18 protein-coding genes are annotated in these 20,726 nt (G+C 72.4%); 6 read left to right on the top strand and 12 right to left on the bottom strand.

Going from position 1 to position 20,726, the window contains the following annotated elements:
- Positions 1–47 precede the first annotated feature (47 nt).
- Together WME89_RS37640 and WME89_RS37635 are read left to right on the top strand one after the other, a co-directional pair.
- Positions 48–2,492 carry a substrate-binding domain-containing protein gene (locus WME89_RS37640; protein WP_438004428.1) on the top strand — a complete coding sequence of 815 codons (2,445 nt, stop codon included), beginning with the start codon at positions 48–50 and terminating at the stop codon, positions 2,490–2,492.
- Between the two features lie 160 nt (positions 2,493–2,652).
- Positions 2,653–5,085 (top strand): substrate-binding domain-containing protein, encoded by a 2,433-nt coding sequence (locus WME89_RS37635; RefSeq protein WP_438004427.1) that lies wholly within the window; start codon positions 2,653–2,655, stop codon positions 5,083–5,085.
- Positions 5,086–5,121: 36 nt separating this feature from the next.
- On the opposite strand, the gene WME89_RS37630 is transcribed toward WME89_RS37635, so the two are convergent.
- Complete coding sequence (locus tag WME89_RS37630) at positions 5,122–5,493, bottom strand: DUF1801 domain-containing protein (protein WP_438004426.1); 372 nt, start codon at positions 5,491–5,493, stop codon at positions 5,122–5,124.
- 265 nt (positions 5,494–5,758) lie between these two features.
- Complete coding sequence (locus WME89_RS37625; protein WP_438004425.1) at positions 5,759–7,165, bottom strand: NAD-dependent succinate-semialdehyde dehydrogenase; 1,407 nt, start codon at positions 7,163–7,165, stop codon at positions 5,759–5,761.
- A gap of 221 nt (positions 7,166–7,386) precedes the next feature.
- On the opposite strand from WME89_RS37625, the gene WME89_RS37620 reads away from it, so the two are divergent.
- The 3 genes from WME89_RS37620 to WME89_RS37610 are packed head-to-tail and all read left to right on the top strand — an operon-like array spanning position 7,387 to position 9,637.
- Positions 7,387–8,376, top strand: coding sequence for a hypothetical protein (locus tag WME89_RS37620; RefSeq protein ID WP_438004424.1), 990 nt, complete (start codon positions 7,387–7,389; stop codon positions 8,374–8,376).
- Positions 8,373–9,119, top strand: coding sequence for a metallophosphoesterase family protein (locus WME89_RS37615; protein ID WP_438004423.1), 747 nt, complete (start codon positions 8,373–8,375; stop codon positions 9,117–9,119). Before WME89_RS37620 ends, WME89_RS37615 begins: the two co-directional genes overlap by 4 nt.
- Positions 9,120–9,142: 23 nt before the next feature.
- Positions 9,143–9,637 carry a metallophosphoesterase family protein gene (locus WME89_RS37610; protein WP_438004422.1) on the top strand — a complete coding sequence of 165 codons (495 nt, stop codon included), beginning with the start codon at positions 9,143–9,145 and terminating at the stop codon, positions 9,635–9,637.
- Between the two features lie 62 nt (positions 9,638–9,699).
- Here the strand turns inward: WME89_RS37610 and WME89_RS37605 are convergent, their stop codons facing one another.
- The 6 genes from WME89_RS37605 to WME89_RS37580 all read right to left on the bottom strand — a co-directional run bounded on the left by WME89_RS37605 (position 9,700) and on the right by WME89_RS37580 (position 15,466).
- A complete protein-coding gene (locus WME89_RS37605; RefSeq protein ID WP_438004421.1) occupies positions 9,700–10,521 on the bottom strand; it encodes an alpha/beta hydrolase in 822 nt (273 codons plus the stop codon).
- Positions 10,522–10,707: 186 nt separating this feature from the next.
- Positions 10,708–11,367: a glutathione S-transferase family protein gene (locus WME89_RS37600; protein WP_438004420.1), complete on the bottom strand. Its 660-nt coding sequence runs from the start codon at positions 11,365–11,367 to the stop codon at positions 10,708–10,710.
- A gap of 121 nt (positions 11,368–11,488) precedes the next feature.
- The gene (locus tag WME89_RS37595) at positions 11,489–12,034 is read right to left on the bottom strand and encodes a hypothetical protein (protein WP_438004419.1); all 546 of its coding nucleotides are present in this window, start codon (positions 12,032–12,034) and stop codon (positions 11,489–11,491) included.
- Between the two features lie 110 nt (positions 12,035–12,144).
- The gene (locus WME89_RS37590; protein WP_438004418.1) at positions 12,145–12,612 is read right to left on the bottom strand and encodes a peroxiredoxin; all 468 of its coding nucleotides are present in this window, start codon (positions 12,610–12,612) and stop codon (positions 12,145–12,147) included.
- Positions 12,613–12,712: 100 nt separating this feature from the next.
- Entirely contained in the window at positions 12,713–13,915 is a 1,203-nt protein-coding gene (locus WME89_RS37585) for a serine/threonine protein kinase (RefSeq protein WP_438004417.1), read from the bottom strand.
- A 105-nt stretch (positions 13,916–14,020) separates the two neighbouring features.
- Positions 14,021–15,466, bottom strand: coding sequence for a hypothetical protein (locus tag WME89_RS37580; protein ID WP_438004416.1), 1,446 nt, complete (start codon positions 15,464–15,466; stop codon positions 14,021–14,023).
- 173 nt (positions 15,467–15,639) lie between these two features.
- On the opposite strand from WME89_RS37580, the gene WME89_RS37575 reads away from it, so the two are divergent.
- On the top strand, positions 15,640–16,371 hold the full coding sequence (locus tag WME89_RS37575) for a hypothetical protein (RefSeq protein WP_438004415.1): 732 nt from the start codon (positions 15,640–15,642) through the stop codon (positions 16,369–16,371).
- A 165-nt stretch (positions 16,372–16,536) separates the two neighbouring features.
- Here WME89_RS37575 and WME89_RS37570 read toward each other — a convergent pair whose 3' ends face one another.
- The 4 genes from WME89_RS37570 to recA all read right to left on the bottom strand — a co-directional run bounded on the left by WME89_RS37570 (position 16,537) and on the right by recA (position 20,596).
- Positions 16,537–17,508: an HDIG domain-containing metalloprotein gene (locus tag WME89_RS37570; RefSeq protein ID WP_438004414.1), complete on the bottom strand. Its 972-nt coding sequence runs from the start codon at positions 17,506–17,508 to the stop codon at positions 16,537–16,539.
- A gap of 222 nt (positions 17,509–17,730) precedes the next feature.
- Complete coding sequence (locus tag WME89_RS37565) at positions 17,731–18,591, bottom strand: hypothetical protein (RefSeq protein ID WP_438004413.1); 861 nt, start codon at positions 18,589–18,591, stop codon at positions 17,731–17,733.
- Positions 18,592–18,885: 294 nt separating this feature from the next.
- On the bottom strand, positions 18,886–19,395 hold the full coding sequence (locus tag WME89_RS37560; protein WP_438004412.1) for a SixA phosphatase family protein: 510 nt from the start codon (positions 19,393–19,395) through the stop codon (positions 18,886–18,888).
- Between the two features lie 19 nt (positions 19,396–19,414).
- Entirely contained in the window at positions 19,415–20,596 is a 1,182-nt protein-coding gene (gene recA / locus WME89_RS37555; protein WP_437619486.1) for a recombinase RecA, read from the bottom strand.
- Positions 20,597–20,726 lie beyond the last annotated feature (130 nt).

Here is a 20,726-nt window from a genome sequence, read left to right as displayed (position 1 = left end):
TTGCGCCGTGCACGACGATCAACCGGTGACCGGCTGAACGGATCTGCATGAATATCGGACTCGATATTTCCTCCACGCTCCACCAGCTGGTGCAGCGCGCCATGGCCAGCCTCCCCGGCGCGCAGCGCGGCAGCCTGCTGGTGTGCGCCGGACAGAGGCTCGTGTACAGGGCGGCCGTCGGGCTCGACGACATCCTGCCGGGCCGGGTGCGCATGCCGTCGGACGGCGGGCGCTTGAGCGCGTCGGCGCCGTTCGGCCCGGCCGCGGCGCCCGAGGCGGCGCGCGGCCCGTGCCTCGTCCCCGCGGCCGCGTGGTACGGGGCGCACCTGCCCGAGCTCGCGGAGCGGCCCGGCTGGCCTCCCGAGGGCGCCGCCATGCAGGTCGTGCCGGTGCACATGTTCGGCGCGCCGGGCGCCTACCTCGCCCTCGAGCAGCCGGACGCCACGCCGCTCCCGGGCGCCTCTCGCGCGCTCCTTTCGTCCGTCGTGGAGAGCGTCGGCGTCGCGCTCGCGCGGCGTGGCCTGTTCGACGAGAAGGCGCAGGTGGCCCAGGAGATCCGCCTGCTGGAGGAGGTGCTGAACGCCGTCGCCGAGTCGGTCGACGTCGTCGGGCTCATCGAGACGCTCGCGGACGGGATCCGGAGCGCGCAGACGGGCCCGCAGTGGGCCGCGATCGACCTGGCCCTCCTCGACGACGCGCGGAGCGGGCCTCGCGCGCCGGACGCGGCGCCGCCTGTTCGACGACGGACGGCGCGGATCCACCGGGCACCCCGCCGGCCCCTGACGTCGTACTGGAACAACGTGCACGAGGGCGCGATGGTCGCGGGGCGCGACCTCAGGGCCGAGGTGCAGTTCGAGCTCGGGCGGGCCGAGGGCCCCATGTCCCAGGAGAGGCTCATCGAGGAAGCGATCCGCCGGGGCGTCCGGGGGATCGCCGTCGCGCCCATCGACTCGGTCGCGCTCGAGCCGAGCATCCGCCGCGCCACGGACGCGGGGATCCCGGTCGTCGCGATCGACACGCCGCCCGTGGAAGGCACGCGCGCGGTGCTCTACATCGGCACCGACAACCGGGCCGCCGGGAGGCTCGCGGGAGAGCTGATGCTGCGGCTCCTGCCGCAGGGCGGCGCGGTCGCCGCCCAGTGCGTCTCCACGACGGTGCGCAACGTCCGCGAGCGCCTCGAGGGCTTCCGGGAGGCGGTCGCCGGCACGTCGGTCCGCCTGGAGCCCCCCTCGGAGAGCCAGTTCGAGCAGGCGCGCGCGCTCGAGCTCGCCAGGGTCTCGCTGGAGTCGCGGCCCGACATCGGCGGCGCCTTCGGGGTCTGCAGCGAGAATGGCCCGAGCTTCGGCGTCGCGTCGATGGAGCTCGGCAGGGGCGGCGACCTCAAGATCGTCGCCTTCGATCTCATCACGTCGACGCTCGCGATGCTCCGCGACGGCGTGATCCACGCCGCCATCGTCCAGCGCGAGCACGAGATGGCGTACCGCGCCGTGCAGGTCCTCCACGACATCGCGACGCGCGGCGCGGAGGCGGCCCTCGCGGAGCTGCCGGCGTCGCGCGTCGTCCACACGGGCGTCGACGTGGTGACCGTCGAGCGCTCGCCTTGTTCGATCTCGGTGGCAGACCACCTCGCCCAGAGCTCCTCCCACCGGATCGGGGGCCGCAGGCTCGGCGAGGCCCACGAGCGCCCGCTCGAGTTCCTCGTGATGGGCATCGCCGAGACAGCGCGCCTCAGCGACGACGAGGAGCTGCCCGTCGAGGAGGCGTCCGTGGTGGGCCAGGTGATCCGCTCGTCCAGCTCGCTCGTCATCGACATCGACGCCGGATCGAGCGAGCACCAGCGCTTCCCCGAGGTCGCCGCGGCCCGCGGGAAGGGCGCGCGCACGCTGGTGGGCGTGCCGCTGATCTCCGGGGACGCGGTCATCGGGGTCCTCCTCCTGAGCAGCGCGCGGGGCGACGCCTGCTCGGCGAGCGACCTGGCGCTGCTGGAGCGCATGGCCGCCGTGGCCGCGATCGTGCTCGAGAACGCACGGCTGCTCTCGCGGCTCAAGGAGCGCACGCGGGAGCTGGAGTCGCTGAGCCGCCGCCAGGAGGCGCTCTTCGCCACGATCGCCGAGCTGTCGAGCCCGGTCGTGCCCATCGCGAGCGGCGTCCTGGTGATGCCGATCGTCGGCGCGCTGGACGCGCAGCGCTCCGGCCGCTTCATCGAGTCGATGCTGCGGCAGATCGCCGAGCAGAAGGCGCGCGTCGTGATCGTCGACGTCACCGGGATGGCGGCCGTCGACGCCAGCGCGGCGAGCCACCTCGCGCAGGCCGCGCGCGCCGCCGCGCTGCTCGGGACCGAGGTGGTGCTCGTCGGGATCGCGCCCGAGGCGGCGCGGCTGATGGTCGACCAGGGGCTCGACCTGGGCGACATCGTCACCCGCTCCACGCTGGAGCTCGGGTTCTCCTACGCGCTCCGCAAGACGGGCGGCCGGGTCGTCTATCGCACCTGAAGCCACCGGCGCGCCTCGCCCGGCACCTCCAGCGCAACGGAGGCGCAACAGATACCGTCACGACGGTAGCTTGATGGCATCCCTTGACAGCGGAAGCGCCGTCACGCCTGCTAGCTGCCGGCGCTACGGGTCCTCGAAACGGCCGGCTGAGCGGAGCTGCATGGATTCCGGACTGGATGTCGTCGCAACACTTCATCATCTCGTCGAGAGTGCCGTCGCCCTCCTGCCTGGCGCGAGGCGCGGCAGCCTGCTCACGCGCGCGGGGCAGCGCCTCGTCTACGGCGCCGCAGTAGGGTTCGACGGCGTCCTGCCGGCCGGGGCGCGCGCGCTCCACGATGCCGGGGAGCTCAGCGCCTCGGACCCGATGGGGCCGGCCGGGGCGCCCGAGGCGGCGCGCGGCCCGTGCGTCGTCCCCGCGGCCGCGTGGTACCGAGCGCACCTGCCCGCCGTCGGCGAGGCGCCCGGCTGGTTGCCCGAGGGCGCCTCCATGTACATCGCGCCAGTGCACCTCTACGGCGCGCCGAGCGCCTACCTCGCGCTGGAGCAGGCGGCCCACGCCGCGCCGCTCTCGGACGAGCGCCGCGCGCTCCTCGACCGCCTCGTCGAGCGCGCGGGCTTCGTGCTCGAGCGTCACGGCCTGTTCGACGAGAAGGCGCAGACCGCGCGGGAGCTGCGGCTGCTGGAGGACGTGCTCGGCGCCGTCGCCGAGGCGGTGGATCCGATCGCCCTCATCAGGACGGTCGGCGACGGCATCCGCAGCGTGCAGCTCGGCCCGCAGTGGACCACGATCGAGCTGGTCATCCAGGAGGACCCGGGCCACGGGGCGCGCGCGGCGGACGCGGACCTCGCGCTCCGCGTCTACGAGGCGCCGCGCCGGCCCATGACCGGGTACTGGAACAACGTGCGCGACGGCGTGCTGGCGGCCGGGCGCGATCTCGGCGTCCACGTGGAGTTCAAGACCGGCAGGACCAGCGGCCCCGCCGCGCAGGCGTCGCTCATCGAGGAGGCGATCCGGGAGGGGGTGATGGGGATCGCCGTCGCGCCCATCGACGCGGAGGCGCTCGAGCCGGCCATCCAGCGCGCGGCGGAGGCGGGGATCCCGGTGATCGCGATCGACTCGCCGCCCGCGCAGGGGAGCCGGGCGATGCTCTACATCGGGACCGACAACGCTGCGGCGGGCAGCATCGCTGGCGAGATGATGGCGTGCCTGCTGCCGCAGGGCGGCCGGGTCGCCACCCAGACCTCCTCCATGGCGGCGCTCAACAGCCGCCTGCGCCTCGAGGGCTTCCACGCTGGCGTCGCCGGCGCGGCGCTCCGCGTCGACCCGCCCACGGAGGATCTGTACGACGTGGAGCGCGCCATCCGGCTCACCGCCGCCACCCTGGAGGCGAACCCCGACATCGCCGGCGCCTTCGGGGTGTGCAGCGAGAACGGCCCGAGCTTCGGCCTCGCGGCGAAGCGGCTCGGCAGGGGCGGGGACCTCAAGGTCGTCGCCTTCGATCTCGTCGCCTCCACGTACGCCATGCTCCGGGACGGCGTGATCCACGCCGCCATCGTCCAGCGCGAGCACGACATGGGGTACCAGGCCGTGCAGGTGCTTCACGAGACGATCGCGCGAGGGGTCGAGGCGGTCCTCTCGGAGATGCCGGCGTCGCGCTGCGTCGACACCGGCGTCGACGTGGTCACCCTCGAGCGCACGGAGCGCTCGATCGCCCTCGCGGACTACCTCGCCATGAGCTCGGCGAGGAAGAGCGCGAGCCGCAATCCGGACGAGCCGTCGCGCGATCAAGGGCGCAAGATCCTGGTCATCGGCATGGCCGAGCACGTGCACCCGGTCCAGGAGCGGCAGATCCAGGTGGGGCGCGACTCGCTGGTCGGCTGGATCATGCGCTCGGCCTGCCCCCTCGTCGTCAACCCCGCCTCGAGCGAGCGCGAGGCGTTCCGCGAGGTCGCCGACGCCCTCGAGCTCGGGACGCGCACGCTGGCGTGCGTGCCGCTGCGGTCCCGGGCCGGGGTCCTCGGGGCGCTCGTCCTGCACAGCGAGCGCGAGGACGCCTGCACCGCCGGCGACCTCGCGCTGCTCGAGCGCGTCGCGTCCGTGGCCGCCGTGGTGATCGAGAACGCGCGGCTGCTCTCGCGGATCAAGGAGCGCACGCGGGAGCTCGAGGCGCTGAGCCGCCGCCAGGAGGCGCTCCTCGACACGATCGCCGTGATGTCGAGCCCGGTGGTGCCGATCGCGCCCGGCGTCCTCGTCATGCCCATCGTCGGCACGCTGGACGCGCAGCGCTCCGGCCGCTTCCTCGAGGCGCTGTTGAACGAGATCTCCGAGCACCAGGCGCGCGTCGTGATCGTCGACGTCACCGGCATGGCGGTCGTCGACGCGAGCGCGGCGAGCCACCTCGCGCAGGCGGCGCGCGCCGCCGGGCTGCTCGGGTCCGAGGTGGTGCTCGTCGGGATCGCGCCCGAGGCGGCGCGGCTGATGGTCGAGCAAGGGCTCGAGCTCGGTAGCATCGTCACCCGCTCCACGCTGGAGCTCGGGTTCTCGTACGCGCTCGGCAAGACGGGCGGGCGGGTCGTGTACCGGCGCGGTTGACCCCGGGCGCGGCCACGGACCGCCCCCACGCCGCGATCAGCGGTCGCGGTGGAGCTCGATGGCGGCCGCGACGAGCGCGGCGATCTTGGGGACGTCCACGTCCCTGGTCGAGCGGATATGGACGTTCCTGGCCTGCTTGGCGCTGCCGGTGAGCAGGCCGTTCGGGTCGGGCGGCTCGGCGCTCTGCTCGAAGCCGATGGTCACGCCGAAGCGCTGCGGGGCCAGCCAGCAGACCTGGTGTTTTTGCCCGTCGCCCATCCGGAAGCTGATGATCCGCCAGCCCGGATAGACGTGCTCATGCACGTCGGGGATGATGCGGAGGAGCAGCTTGCGCACGCGCAACGTCAGCTGCTGCGCTGCGGGAGGATACTCGCTCAGCAGAGCGGCTACGGCCGGATCGTCCGACACAATCGATGACCGTAGGTCGCCGTCCACGAGGACGCAACCAGCTGCGCGTCGCAATGCGACGTTCCGGTTCGGGCGCTTTCACTTCGCCCAGGTCGAGGATTCAGGTCGACGGTTCAGGTCGACGATTCAGGTCGACGATGTGCGTCATGTGTACCGCTGCCCGCGCTCGGGCTGCGCTCCGGCGGCGAGCCGGAGCGCGACAGGCCGCCTCGTCCGCGCTGACCGCGCGCCGCGCCAGGAAAGGCGCCCGGCGATGGCGGACGGGTCACTCTGTCGCGGGCAGGCCCCTCGTGCGTTCGTCCTTGGCAATCCAGACGGTCTTGATGTTCACGAACTCGCGCAGGCCGTACGACGAGAGCTCGCGGCCGTAGCCGGACATCTTGATCCCGCCGAACGGCAGCCGCGGATCGGAGACGACCATCCCGTTGACGAATACCTGGCCGGCCTCGACCTCTTCGATGAGGCGCTCGCGCTCCTTCGCGTCGCGCGTCCAGACGCTCGCCCCGAGGCCGAAGCGGGTGGAGTTCGCCATGTGGATGGCCTCGTCGATGTCGGTGACGCGGAAGACCGCGGCGACCGGGCCGAAGAGCTCGTCGTCGGCCGCGGGGGAGGGGCTCCGCACGTCGGAGAGCACGGTCGGCGGGAAGTAGTTGCCCGGCCCCTTCAGCCGCTTGCCCCCGGTCAGGAGGAGCGCGCCCGCGGCCACCGACGCGCGCACCTGCTCCTCGAGCTCCGCGGCGATCTGCGCCGTGGCGAGCGGCCCGACGTCGACCGACGGGTCCATGGGATCGCCGATACGGAGCCGGCGCATGGCGGCGACGAAGCGCTGCTCGAACTCCGGCGCGATCGACTCGTGCACGATGAAGCGCTTCGCCGCGATGCAGGACTGGCCGTTGTTGATGATGCGCGCCTTGATGGCGGTCCCCACGGCCGCGTTGAGGTCGGCGCTCGGCAGGACGATGAACGGATCGCTGCCGCCGAGCTCCAGCACGACCTTCTTGAGGTGCTTGCCCGCGTGGGCGCCGACGCTGCGCCCCGCGTTCTCGCTGCCCGTGAGCGTCGCGGCCGCGATGCGCGGGTCGGCGAGCAGGCGCGGCACGACGTCGGTCCCGACGAGCAGCGCCTGGAAGACGCCCTCCGGGAAGCCGGCCCGGCGGAGGATGTCCTCGATCGCGAGCGCGCAGCGGGGGACGTTGGAGGCGTGCTTGAGCAGGCCGACGTTCCCGGCGACGAGCGCCGGCGCGGCGAAGCGGAACACCTGCCAGAACGGGAAGTTCCACGGCATGATGGCGAGCACCGGGCCGAGCGGCTGGAACGCCACGTAGCTCCTGTCGGCGTCGGTCGCGACCTCCTCGGGGGCGAGCAGGCGCTCGGCGTTGTCGGCGTAGTAGCGGCACGCGGTCGCGCTCTTCTGGGCCTCCGCGATGGCGGAGCCGATGGTCTTGCCCATCTCGAGCGTCATCAGCCGCCCGAGCTGCTCCTTCTCGCCCTCCAGGATGTCGGCGGCCCGGCGGAGCTTCTCGGCCCGCTCGGTGACCGGGGTCTTCCTGAAGCTGCGGAACGCGGCGTGCGCGCGCGCCACCTTCCGCTCCAGCGCCGCCGACGAGAGGGGCTCGAAGGTCTCGAGCGTCTCTCCCGTAGCCGGATTGATCGTCGCGATGGCGGTGTTCACGGAAATGCCTCCTCTTCGAGCGCCGGGAGCCGCGCCCCGTCGCCTGCCTTCTCAGAGCGCGCCGAGCAATCCCGGCAGGCGAGCTTGGTCCAGACCCGGCTCTTCTTGCAATGGCCAGCGACGACGAGCCCGCCTATCTTCCGTCTTCGGCGCGCAGGTCGCGGGCGCGTGAGGGCGGAGGGGGGTCGTCATCGCACGTCCTGTTCATTACGCAGAGGGGGATGGTGCGCAGCGCATCCCCTGCCGTGAGCGACGCGGAGCGCGCGGCTTCCGCCCGGGCGACGCGCGCCGCCGAGCGCACGGCGCTCTCGCCTCCGGTCGTCGATGATGCCGCCGGCCTGCTCTCCAGCGCGGGCGAGCTGGAGGTGAGGGTAAGGGCGCTGGAGTCGCTCCTCTGCGCCGGCGTGCCGTTCATGGTGGCGGGCGCGTATGCCTTCTTTGCGTACACCGGCATCTTCCGGGACACGAAGGATCTCGACGTGATGCTGGAGGAGCAGGAGGTGCCGGCGGCGTTCAGGGCGCTCGAGCGGGCCGGCTTCGAGACGGAGCTGCTCGACCCGCGGTGGATCGGGAAGGCGCACGCGGGCGAGCGCTTCATCGATCTCATCTTCTCGTCGAGCAACGGCCTGGCGGTGGTCGACGGCGGCTGGTTCGAGCACGCGCGCCCGGCCACGATCCTGGGGCACTCCTGTTTGATCGCGCCGGCCGAGGAGATCATCTTCACGAAGGCGTTCGTGGACGAGCGGGAGCGGTACGACGGGGCGGACGTGAATCACCTCATCTACGCGTGCGGCGATGAGATGGACTGGGAGCGGCTCCTCGGCCGCTTCGGCCCGCACTGGGAGGTGCTGTTCGCGCACCTCACGCTGTACCGCTTCGTCTATCCCGGCGCGCGGAGCCGGGTGCCGGCGTGGCTCGTCGAGGAGCTCTGCCGTCGCACGCTGGAGCAGTCGCGGGCCGGCGACGCGCCGCTCCGGGTCTGCCGGGGGAACCTGATCAGCCGGCGGCAGTACACGCACGATTACGAGCAGCTCGGGCTCGTGGCGTCGTCCGCTGCGCCCGCGCCCGAGCCCGAGGCGGCGCGGGGGGCGCTGCGCCGGAAGCGCCAGCGGATGGCGGGGCGGCGGCGCCCCGGCGGGGTGGAGCCGGGCGGCGCGGCTCGTACGGGGGCTGAGGTCGAGGCGGCGCGGCTCCGCAAGCCGGGGTCATGAGCGCCGGCGCCGCGGGGGGCGGCGATCATGGCAAGCGCCGCGTCGCGGCGGCCTCGGACCTGCACTGCCGTCCGGAGCACGGCGGCAGGATGCGCGAGCTCGTGCGGGCGGTGAACGCGGAGGCCGAGGTGCTCGTGCTCTGCGGCGATCTCACCGATCGCGGCCACCCCGACGAGGCGAAGGTGCTGGCGGACGCGTTCTCCGGGCTGTCGGTGCCGTGCGCGGCCGTGCTCGGCAACCACGACCTCGATCGCGGCGCGGGCGCGGAGATCTCGAGGCTCCTGGGCGAGGCGGGCGTCGAGGTGCTCGACGGCGATCACCTCGTCCTGCGCGACGACATCGGGGTCGCCGGCGTGAAGGGCTTCATGGGCGGGTTCGGGAGCGCGACGCTGCAGGCGTTCGGCGAGGGGCCGCTCAAGGCCTTCGTCCAGGAGGCGGTGACCGAGGCGCTGAAGCTGGAGGCGGCGCTGTCCCAGCTCGACAGCGACAAGCGGATCGTGATCATGCACTACACGCCTGTGCTCGACACGACGGTGGGCGAGAACGTGGAGATAAGGCCCTTCCTCGGGACGAGCCGGCTGGCCGCGCCGATCGACCTGTACGGCGCCGACGTCGTCTTCCATGGCCACGCGCACCACGGCGCGCTCGAGGGGCGGACGCCGAAGGGGACTCCGGTCTACAACGTGGCGATGCCGCTGCTCAGGAAGCTCACCGGGAGGTCGTTCCTCCTGATCGAGGTGTGATGTCGCGCGCCGATGGAGCCTTGATGACGGAGCGACGCGCGGGGCGGGAGCACCTTGTCGGGGTCATCTCGGACACGCACGGCCTGGTGCGCCCGGAGGCGCTCGCCGCGCTGGCGGGCTCGGAGCTGATCCTCCACGCGGGCGACGTCGGCGGCCCCGAGGTGCTCGCCGCGCTCGCGGCGATCGCGCCGGTGACGGCCGTGCGCGGCAACAACGATCGCGGGCGCTGGGCTGAAGGCCTGCCGGAGCGGGCGACGGTGCAGGTGGGGGGCGCGACGTTGTTCGTGCTGCACGACGTCAAGGAGCTCGACCTCGACCCCGCGGCGTCGCGGCTGTCGGCGGTGGTGGCGGGGCACTCGCACCGGCCGGGGATCCGGGAGCGGGACGGCGTGCTGTTCCTCAACCCGGGGAGCGCGGGGCCTCGCCGCTTCAAGCTGCCCCTGTCGGTCGCCCGGCTGACCGTGCGGGGCGCCGCGGTGATGGCGGAGATCGTGCCGATCGAGATCCAGGCGCCGTAGGGGCGCCGCGGTGGCGGCGTAGATCGTGCCGATCGAGTCCAGCCCCCATCGGGGCGCTGGCCTCAGTGCCTCTGCAGGAAGTCGCGTATCGCGCCGAAGTAAGCTGGCGCGAACAGGAGGATATCGTTGTGGCCGGCGCCTTCGAGCAAGCGCAGCTCCTTGTTCTCGTGCGGGACGGCCGCGTGGTTCTCGCGGGCGTGAGCCGGCGGGAGCAGCCTGTCGTTCGCGCCGTGCAGGGAGAGGACCGGGATCTCGACGTGCTTCAGGAGCTCCGTGTTCGAGAAGCGGCGGTGCGCCTCGTCGCGCAGGTCGCCGAGATCGACCTGGAAGAGGGCGAGGACGTACCGCACGTCGCTGAACCCGCTCTCGAGGATCAGCGCGCGGTACGCGCCGCCGCGCTCGCTGGCGATGCGCGACGCGGGCGAGCTGCCGAGCGAGCGCCCGAAGAGCAGCGGCTTCGGCGGCCGGTCGAGGCCCGCCTCGCGGCTCTTCTCGGCGAGCGCCCGCTCGAAGTAGGCGGCCACCTGCGCGGGGTCCTCGTGGAGCGAGCGCAGCGTCGGCTGACCGCCGCTCCAGCCGTAGCCGCGGTAATCGACGATGAAGAGGTTGAGCCCGATCTGCTGCCACCCTTCGGCGATATCGTCGTAATCGGGGACGGTCTCGCCGTTGCCGTGGAAGGCGAGCACGGTCGGGTTCCGCGGATCGGACAGGTGCCAGCGCGCCCCGAGCGTCACCCCGGGGGCGACGGGAATATCATGATCCGTCGCGCCGGCGGGCGGGGTCGTCTTCACCTGCCTGGGATAGAAGACGCCGGCAGAGCGGGGGCTCGCGTCGAGCGCGCGAAAGAGCTCATCGAGGGAGGCGCTGGTCTCGTGGGTCGGCATGGCGTGATGGCGCTCCGTGGTGCGGCGGGGGTGAGCAGAGGACAGCGGATGTAGCGGGTGAAGAGGATAACGGCGTGGACCCCGGCCGTCGACGGCCGGGCCCGCGCGACGGCGGTCGGGCGCCGCGGCGAGATCTGCCCGGATCGGATGACCGCCGCGCTCGCTCCCGGCGCCGGTCGCGCCGCCTCACCCGTTGTTCGCCGTGACCTGCCCTGCCTTCCACCGGGTCATGAAGGCGCGGTAGGCCTCATCCATCTCGCCCCAGATCGTGCGGGTCAGCTCCTGACCTCCGATGAACTCCACGTAGCGCGCGAGCTTGGGCCGGCGGGTCAGCGCGTCGTCGCCCTGCTTCGTCAGCATCGTGGCGTAGAACAGCCACGGAACCAGCGTACAGTCGGCCAGCGAGAGCGCCTTCGAGGCGGCGAATCCATCTCCGGCCAGGAAGATCTCGAGCGCGTCGAGGCCCTTGTCGAGGCCGGCGCGCTCCGCGGCCGCGTCGCTCTTGAAGCTCGGGTCGGCGGCCGCCCGCAGCAGCGACATGACGCCGCCGCAGTAGAGATCGACGGTGCGAACGACGAGGCGCACCCGGGCGCGGGCCTCCGGCGTGTCGCCGAGCAGCGACGGCGTGGGGAAGGCGTCCTCGAGGTACTCGCAGATAACGAGGCTCTCCGGCAGGACGAAGCCGTCGTGCTCCAGCACTGGGATCTTTCCGAGCGGGTTCATCTGCAGGAACTCGGGAGTGCGCTGCGCCGTGCGGCGGAGCTCGATCTGCAGACCTTTGGCACAGGCCTGCATGCGGACGCGCGAGAAGAACGGAGAGCCGGCGGAGCCGTGAAGGATGATCATGGTGGTTCGCTTTCCTCTTGTGGTGAGGAATCGCCATATCACCGCTGAACAGCGCGCACCAGGCCAGGGCGGTGGCCCGCCGGTCTCGCCCCTCTCGAGCGCTCGCGTGGTCTCGGGCTGCCTACTCCTCGACCCCGCCGTCGGTCGCAGGCACCAGCGCTATATCGACCTTCTGAGGGAGGAAGTCCTCGCATCCCTCGCGCTTGACCGGCGTGAGCGTCTGCTCGAGATCCTCATAGCCTGTCCCCGAGATCTCGACCCGCGTCACCCCCGCGGTCCACAGCTCGCAGACGAGCGCCTCCAGCGTGTCGGGAGGAGGCTTTGCGCGATCGACGGCGCACACGAGGTTGGCCTCGTCGAGCGTCTTCCAGGTGGTCGGGTCATCGAGGACGAAGGTCGGCTCTTCCGCCGCGCTCCACGCCACGTGAACGGTGGTGTCCCGCGGGACGGGGCCGCCCGGCGCGCGCACGGTGATGGTGAACATCGCCTCTCGCGGCCCGATCGGGCAGCCGCCGGCGTCGCCCGTACCCGAGCCGCCAGCCCCGCCGCCCCCCGAGCCCTCGCAGGCGCCCATGGCGGCGGCGGACACGAGCGCCGTCAGGGCGAGCGCCGCGAACGCCGTGAGCGGTACGGCTCGACCCGGCGCGAAGGGAGGGCGTGCAACCACAAAGTCGACAGGATAGGCGCGTAACTCCAGCAAATCCAGCGGGAGCACGCTTTGTACAGGGTAGCCGTCCCCCCTGGCTATCCAGTCATTCTTGCCTGGCGGTCGTCAGCTCAGGTCTGGCCCTTGAGCTCGGCGATGTCCTGGAGGAGCGCCTGCTCGTGCCCATCGGGCTTCACCTTCTGGTAGGTCTTCCGCAGCACGCCCGACGGATCGACGACGAACGTCGTCCGGTCCCAGTACAGGTTGCCTTTATACTCGCTCTGCCCGACGCCAGCGGCCTTGAGCAGCTCGTGCTTCGTGTCGGCGAGCAGATCGATGGTGAACGAGAACTTGTCGCAGAAGCTCTTGTGCGACGCGACGTCGTCCTCGCTGACGCCGACGACAGCGACGTTGGCCTTGTCGAAGTCCTCCTTGGAGGCCGTGAACGACTTGCCCTGGATGGTGCAACCCGGCGTGTCGTCCTTCGGATAGAAGTAGACGACGAGCCATTTGCCCGCGAAGTCCTCGAGCTTCACGGTCTTGCCGTCCTGGTTCGGCAGGGCGAAGCGCGGGAACGGCTTCCCAATCTCGATGCTCATCTTCTCTTTACCTCGTCTGTGGGCCGGAGGATGGCTCCTCCTGGCCGGTCACCGGCGCACGGTACCGCAGCGCGGCGGTCATGTCGCTGCCCGCGCGGGCTCAGCGCGGGATGAGCCCCCGGAACCAGGCCGCGACCGAGGAGGACGACTCGTCCTGGTGCATCGACTCAGGCCCTTCCAGCTCGTCGGCGAGCCCGCCGAGCGGCCCGTCGCTCCGCGGGGGGGAGCCCCCCTCGTCCGGCTCGTGCGGGTTCTCGGCCCCGTCCAGGCTGGGCAGCAGGCTGAGCCCGCTGCCGCCCGCGGTCGGCTCCTTGGTGAGCGACTTGAACTCGAGGAGCATCATGTCGATGAGCTCGGCAATCTTCTGCGTCCCGTCGACAGCCCGCGCCGGCCCGCCCTTGGCGCGCTCCACGAGCGCGGCGACGTCGTCCTCGCTCACCGGGCGGCCGTACCGGTAGAGGAAGCGGGTGAGGTCGCGCCCGAGGTCGCGCGCGTTGCGGTAGCGGGCCCCCGGGTCGCGGGCGAGCGCGCGGCGGATGATCTGCTCCAGCTCGCGCGGCACCTCGCTGTTGAGCTGCTGGAGCGACGGGATCACCGCGTCGCGCACGAGCCGCACCGTGATGTAGTCCGAGTCGCCGAGGAAGAGCCGGCGCCCGGCGAGCATCTCCCAGAGGATGATCCCGAGCGCGAAGATGTCGACGCGCTGGTCGACGCCCTGCTCGAGCACCGTCTCCGGCGCCAGGTAGCCGAACTTCCCCTTGATGATGCCCGCGTCGCTCTCGGCGAGCTGGCTCGACGCCTTCGCGAGCCCGAAGTCCACGATCTTCACCTCGCCGTAGCGGGTGATGAGCACGTTCGCCGGGGTGATGTCGCGGTGCACGATCTGGAGCGGCTTGCCGTCCGCGGTCGAGAGGTCGTGCGCGTAGGCGAGGCCCTGGCACATCTTCGCGGCCATGAAGGCGGCGACCTCGACGCTCATCGGGCGGCCGACCTTCTTCTGGTGCTCGAGGAGGGCCCGGAGGTCGGCGCCGTCCACGTACTCCATGACGATGAAGTAGGTGCCGTCGCCGACGCCGATGTCGAACACCGACACGACGTTCGAGTGCGAGAGGTGCGCCGAGAGGCGCGCCTCGTCGAGGAACATCGCGATGAACTGCTCCTTCTTGCTGAGCTGCGGCAAGACGCGCTTGATCGCGACCTGCTTCTTGAACCCCTCGATCCCCGCGCTCTCGGCGACGAAGACCTCCGCCATGCCTCCGGAGGCGAGGCGCTTGATGACCCGGTACCGTTGCTGCTCGGACATGCCCTGCTCGTCGTCTCCCGCCCCATCCCGTGATGGTCTGCTCAGTCTAGCGGCTCGAGGCGCGCCGCGGATGAAATCCATCCGGCGCCGCTCGCGCGCCCCGCGTCATCGGAACGTCGCGAGCGCCGCGACCGCCGCGAACGACAGCCCGACCAGCGCCGCCAGCGCCAGCACCGACAGCAGCGGCTCCGCCCGCGCCGCGGCGAGCAGCCGGCCGCGATCTTCCCTGGACAGCGGCGCCCCGGCGGTTCCGTCCTCGTCCGTGGAGGCGGCGGCGAGGTGCGCCTCCAGGCGACGCCGCGCGGCCCGGGACCGCAGCGCGAGCAGCAGCATCTGCGTGACGGCCGTCGCGCCGAGCACCGCGAGCCCTGCGCGCCGCGCCCCCGAGGCGCGGGCCTGCTCGCGCGCCTCGGCCGCCGGCAATCCGTCCGCGAGCAGCGCCACGCGCCGCGGCGGGGCCGGCCCGGCTGTCGGCGAGAGCGGCCAGGCCACGGTGCCCGCGCCCTGCTCGTAGGGGTCGCTCGCGATCACCGCCCATTCCACCGCGCCCGCGCCGAGCGCCGGTCCGTCCGGGAGCGTCAGCGCCCCCGCGAAGTATCCTGCTCCGTCGGGCGCGAGCGGCACGACCGCCCCCAGGAGGCGGCCGTGCGCGCCGCCGATCGAGACGTACGCCCGGGGCTTCGGCGCCGGGGAGATCAGCCGGAGCGCCGGCCGCTCGCCCGCGAGCCCGCCCGGGTCGAGCCAGATCGCGCCCGGGATCACGGGCATCGTCCCCTCCCAGGTGCCCTCGCCCGGCGACCCGCGCGTCCCCGGCGGCGCGCTGCCCGACCGGGTCGCGCGCAGCGACAGCTCGACGGCGTGCGCCAGCGGCTTGAGCGTGAGCTCCGCGGCGCCGCGCGCGTCGGCCATGACCTGGACCGGGCCGCTGCCCTGACCCTCGAGGTCCGCGCCGACGGCGCTCGCCTCGACGCGCGCCCCCGCGGCGGGCGCTCCGTCCTCGGTCTCGACCGCGACGCGCACCCGCTCGGGGAACGGCGCGGCCATCGCGCCCCGCGCGGCCGTGACCCGGAGGCGGAGCTCCCCGTGCGCCGTGCCCGGCAGCGCGCTCCCGTGCGCCGCGCCCGGCAGCGCGCTCGTCTCCGTCGCAGGGAGCGGCGGCGCGAGCGGCACCCGCTGCTCCTCGAGGAGCAGCTGCGCGCCCCCGCCCCGCGCGATCCGCACCACCACCGGCTCCTGCAGCCCGCCGGGCGCGCGCAGCAGCGCCTCGGCGATCCCGTCCTCGCCGGTCGAGCCTGTCCATCGCTCGAGCGGCGCCCCCGCGGACGCCGCGCTCACCTCGAGGTCCTGGAGCGCCGCCGGGTCATCGGCCCCGTAGCGCCGGCGCACCCCTTCGATGCGGAGCGCCAGCGCCTCGCTGCCGGCGACGGGCGCTCCCCACACCCGCACGCCGGTGGCCATGCGCTGGGTGCCTGGCCCCAGGAGCACGAGGGCTGCGAGCCCGATGCCGACTGCGGGCAGGACGTGGGTCGCCGCGCTGACCGTCGAGACCATCGCTTTCCAGCATACCGCTCCGTCCCTGCGGCGCGCGCGCCCCGCGGGACCAGGCTGGCTGCTTGCGCGGAGCGCTGTCGGTCGGCGCCGAGCGCTGGCCGCTGGCGTCGTGCGCCGGCTGTTTGCGCCGAGCCCCTTTGCGTCCTGGCGTCTCCTCCGATAGGAAGCCGCCGATGGCATCCGACAGAGCGGTGAAGCGCAAGCGCAAGGGCTCGGGGTCCACGGGGCAGGGCGGCGAGGTCTTCCTGCGGCAGCGGACCGATCCGCGGAGTGAGCGGCGCTTCGAGCCGAAGGCGTCGCTCGCGCTCGGCCTCACGATGCTGGGCATGTCCGTCGCGGCGCTCCTCGCCGGGGCGGGCGTTTACGGCATGTGGTTCCGTGGCGAGGAGGCGGGGTCCCACCCGTACGCGCCGTACCTCCTGGTCGCCGCGGTGCTCCTCGGCGCGGCGGCGGGCCTCTTCGGCCAGTGGTCGATGAAGCCCCTCCGTGTCGGCGATGCCGGCGTGGGCATCGAGAACGGGCCTGGCGAGATCGAGCGTATTGGCTGGCACGACGTCACGCGCCTGTTGCTCACGGAGACGGCGCTGACGGTCCAGGGCAGCGGCACCGCGATCGCCATCCCGCTACGGACGCACCTCCCGGCGGCGTCTCGTGTCCTGGCCGAGGCGAGGGCGCGGGTCCCCGCGCGCGCGGCCGACATCCAGGAGGGCGCGCTGCCCCTGCCTGACGATGCAGCCGGCGAGGTGCGCGCGCTGGAGCCGCCCCAGGTCGCCGGCCTTCGCTGCAAGGCGACCGACAAGCTGATCGCCTTCGAGGCCGACGCCCGTCTCTGCGGCCGTTGCGGCGAGCTCTACCACAAGGATGGCGTCCCCTCGCGATGCGCCACCTGCACCGCCCCCCTCTGAGCGCGAGCGGCGGTCGCCCGCTTCGGATACGGGCCCATCTCGACGTTTTCGGTGCTCAGCGCACTGGAGTGCGCCTCCGCGCCGAAAACGCCGATCTGGGCCCGTCTCCTGTGCGGGCGACCGCCGCTCGGCTAGCGGTTCGGAGTAGGCCCGAGGCGGGCGCCGTCAGAGCCCGAATCGGCCCGCGTTGTCGCGTAGAAACGCGATGTAGACGTCCGACTCCTGGTGCGATGCCACCTCGCCGGACTCGACCGCCTGCTCGAGCGCGCGCTTGACCTCGCCGACCCGCCGCGACGGCGGCAGCCCGAACGCCTGCATGATGGCGTCGCCGATGCCGCTCGGCAGCGGCGGCACGACCGCATCCTGGGCCTGCACCTGCAGCACCCGCTCGGCCAGGTCGCTGATCTGCTTCAGCCCCTTCCGCTTCTTCTCGGGCCGCTTCGTCGTGATGTCCGCCCGCGACAGGTCGAGCACGTCGTTCAGGCAGTCGCCCATCTCCTTGGTGAAACGGCGCACCGCGCTGTCGGTCCACGACGCGTCGTACTGGCTCGCCCGGAGGTGGTGCAGGATCAGGAAGCGGATGCTGCCCTTCAGCGCCTCCTCCTTCGCGAACAGCGGCAGCCGCCGGTCGATCTTGTCGAACATGCGCGCGCCGACCTCGGCGTGCCCGAAGAAGTGGACCTCGCCCGTCGGCGAGATCGACCGCGTCCTGGTCTTGCCGATATCGTGCAGCAGCGCCGCCCAGCGGACCTCGAGCCTGGGGACCGCCTGACGCACCACCTGCTTCGTGTGCTTCCAGACGTCCTTGTGGCGCCACTCCCCATCGCCGAACCCGACCATCGCCTCGACCTCGGGCAGCATCGCGGCGAGCGCGCCCGACTCGAGCAGGGCATCGAGCCCTACCTCGGCGTCGTGGCTCATCATGATCCGGTCGAGCAGCTTGCGGACATCCGGCAGGTAGATCGCCGCAGCGGCCTTGAAGTCGGCGGGGCGCCCGGAGATCACCCGGGGCGAGGGGCGCGGCTCGACGGCCGCCTCGGGCTGCGCGGCGTCAGCCTTCTCTGCTCGCTGAGCGGCCCACTCGAGCGCCTCCATGGCCCGCTTCGGGCTCGCTTCCTGGGTGAGAATCTCCTGCACGCTGGCCTTCCACACTTTCGAGAGGTTACGGGGTGGGGTCGCCCGCGCGGCGCCGGTTCACCTGGCCCCACGGGGGTCCGCCGGTTTAAAGCCAGCCGGTACTCCGCGCAATGGTTCGTCGCTCCGCGCCGCCGGATCGCGCGGGGCCGCCAGGGGCGGCGCGTCACGCGCGGAGGAGCCTGCTCACGTGGTCCTTCGCGCGGGGCCGCCAGGGGCGGCGCGTCAGGTGCGGAGGAGCCTGCCCACGTGGTCCTTCTCCCAGGAGAGGGCGCGCTCGTAGTCGCGGAAGAGCCGCTCGCGGGCGAGGAACTGGGGCGGATGCAGCATCCGGCGCCCGTTGCCGTGGCTCGCGGGCATCACGTGGTGGAGCATCTCGTGGTAGACGACGTAGCAGATGAAGTAGCGGGGGACCCAGGGCCGGTCGAGCACCGGGTGGATGCGGATCAGCCGCTCGACCGCCGAGTAGCTCCCGAGCTTGATGGTGCGCCGCGGCTTCCGCGCCTTGGTCCGCTTGCCCCAGGTGATCAGCGCGTCGACCCCGCCGCCGAAGTACGCGAGGTTGAGCTTCTGGAACAGGCTCAGCAGATCGTGCGTCCGCCCCTGCGTGAGGAGCGGCGTGCTCACCGGCCGGCTCGCCCGGATGCGATGGCCGTTCTCGTCGATGTACTGGCCCACCAGGAGCGACGCGGCCCGGTCCTGGTTCACGACGTACCGGACGAGCGCGTTCTGAACGACCACCGGCGCATCCAGGAACATGTGGTGGACGCGCGCCTCCAGGATGCCCTCCCGCAGGGAGGAGGAGATCATCTGCCGGTAGTTGTCGGTGACCGAGAGCAGGACCGGCCGCTTCTGCGCCAGCTCCAGGCGCCGGATGAGCGCCTGGCGCGCCCCCTCGTGCACGTAGATCTGCGGCTGGCCCGAGGGCAGCTCGATATGGCTGGGGTGGTGCCGGGGATCGGGCACCCGGACGACAGCCCGGGAGACGCGCGGCCACAGCGAAGAGGGCGCTGCGCCCTTCCCACCGCTGCGCGACAGACGGCCTGGAGGGGGTTGAGCGAAGGGGAAGGCCATCTGTCCCGCCATCTCAATCCTCCTTATTTGGGCGTATTCTCGGGTGGGATCCTTGTCAAGCGAGCGACCGAAGTCTTCGAAATCATTCGGTTTTGTGATTACGTAAGCGGGGGAGCGGTCCCGCTGGAGGGGTACGGCGGCCGTCTCGGCCGTCTCGCGCTGGCCATCCAAATTTCCGCCGTGAATTCATGAGCTTACCTGCTCCGTCGCGAGCCGCCGCGGGGGCCGCGCCGGTCGAGTCGCCTTCCGCCTCGGACGCGTGTCCTCTGCTGCTCCTGGTACGGCGCTGACGGCGCGCGCGGCTCGCTAGCCGAGCGCGCGCGGGTCGAGGATCTGCCGCACGCGCCACCGGACTTGCGGGTGCGGGTGCGGAGCTGGCTCGGGCTCGAGGGCGACGATCAGAGCAGTGCAGAAGCTGGAGAGGACCAGGCCCGGCGCGCCCCGGCCGGGCGCGTCGACCAGCGTGCGGACGAGGTGCTCCACGTTCGGCTGGTGCCCGACCAGGAGCGCGTCGGCGCCGCCCCGGCCGAGCGCGGCGACGAGCGCGAGCGGCAGGCCGGAGTCCAGCGCGAGCTCGTCCCGGAGCTCGACCTCCGGCGCGCCGCAGATGGGCGCCGCGATCTCGGCGGTCTCGCGGGCGCGCGCGAGGGGGCTCGCGAGCACCCGCGAGAGCGGGGCGCCGCCCCGGACGCGGTGGAGCTCGCTCGAGATCCGCTGCACGCGCTCGCGGCCCTCGGGGGTGAGCCTGCGGTCGGCGTCCCGGCCGCTCGGTGCCCGGTCCTCCGCCGGGCCGTGCCGCATCACGTAGAGGTGCATGGCGGGGCGCGGTCCGGCGTCAGTTCGTCTTGCCCGGGGCGCGCCGGGCGTCCTGACCGGCGGGGGCCGCCTCGCCGCGCCCCTTCGCCTGCGCGGGGGGCTCTGCCGCGGCCGCGCCGCCGCCCTTCGGGCCGGCGTTCGCCGCGCCGTTCGCCGCGGCGCCGCCGCTCACGCGGGAGACGCCATGCTTCGCGAGGACCATCGACTCGATCTTCTCGAGCACCGCCGGGTGCTGCTCGAGGTAGGTGCGGGCGTTCTCGCGGCCCTGGCCGATGCGCTCGCCCTGGAACGAGAACCAGGAGCCGCTCTTCTCGATGATGGCCGCCTCGGTCGCCAGGTCGATGACGTCGCCGCTGTGGCTGATGCCCTGGCCGTAGAGGATGTCGAACTCCACCTCGCGGAAGGGGGGAGCCATCTTGTTCTTCACGACCTTGACGCGGGTCCGGTTGCCCACGACCGCCGGCTCCTTCCCGCCGGCGGCGGCCTCCTTGATGGCGCCGATGCGGCGGATGTCGAGCCGGACGGAGGCGTAGAACTTCAGGGCGTTGCCGCCGCTCGTCGTCTCGGGGCTGCCGAACATGACGCCGATCTTCATCCGGATCTGGTTGATGAACATCAGCAGACACTGCGAGCGCGAGGTCGTCCCGGTCAGCTTGCGGAGCGCCTGGCTCATCAGCCGGGCCTGGAGGCCGACGTGGCTGTCGCCCATGTCGCCCTCGATCTCGGCCTTGGGGACGAGCGCGGCGACCGAGTCGACGACGATGATATCGACGGCGTTCGAGCGGACCAGCATGTCGGCGATCTCGAGCGCCTGCTCGCCGTAGTCGGGCTGGGAGATGAGCAGCTCCTCGGTCTTCACGCCGAGCTTCTTCGCGTAGTTCACGTCGAGGGCGTGCTCGGCGTCGATGAACGCCGCCGTCCCGCCCGCCCGCTGGACGGCCGCGATGGCGTGGAGGGTGAGGGTCGTCTTGCCGCTCGACTCCGGCCCGTAGACCTCGACGATGCGGCCGCGCGGGTAGCCGCCGATGCCGAGGGCGATGTCGAGGCCGAGCGAGCCGGTCGGCACGGCCGCGACCTCGTCGTGCAGCGACTGCCCGTCCTTGAGGCGCATGATCGCCCCCTTGCCGTACTCCTTCTCGACGCTGGCGATCGCGAGCTCCAGGGCGGCAGACTTCTGCTTGGTGTTCTTCTCGTCACTCATGCGTACCTCGGGGAGGGGGGCCGAAGAGAGGGGAGGCCGAAGGGGATCGCGGAGGTCGACCCCCGCCGGGCGGGGCAACAGTTTCCGCCAGACCTTTACTGTCCAGTTGTTCAGGAAGCAAGACCCCCGC

Origin of the sequence: Sorangium sp. So ce321, assembly GCF_051530195.1 — a bacterium.
Lineage (GTDB): Bacteria > Myxococcota_A > Polyangia > Polyangiales > Polyangiaceae > Sorangium.
The sequence above is the reverse complement of the archived record's forward strand: the minus strand, read 5'-3'. Positions and strand labels throughout refer to the sequence as shown.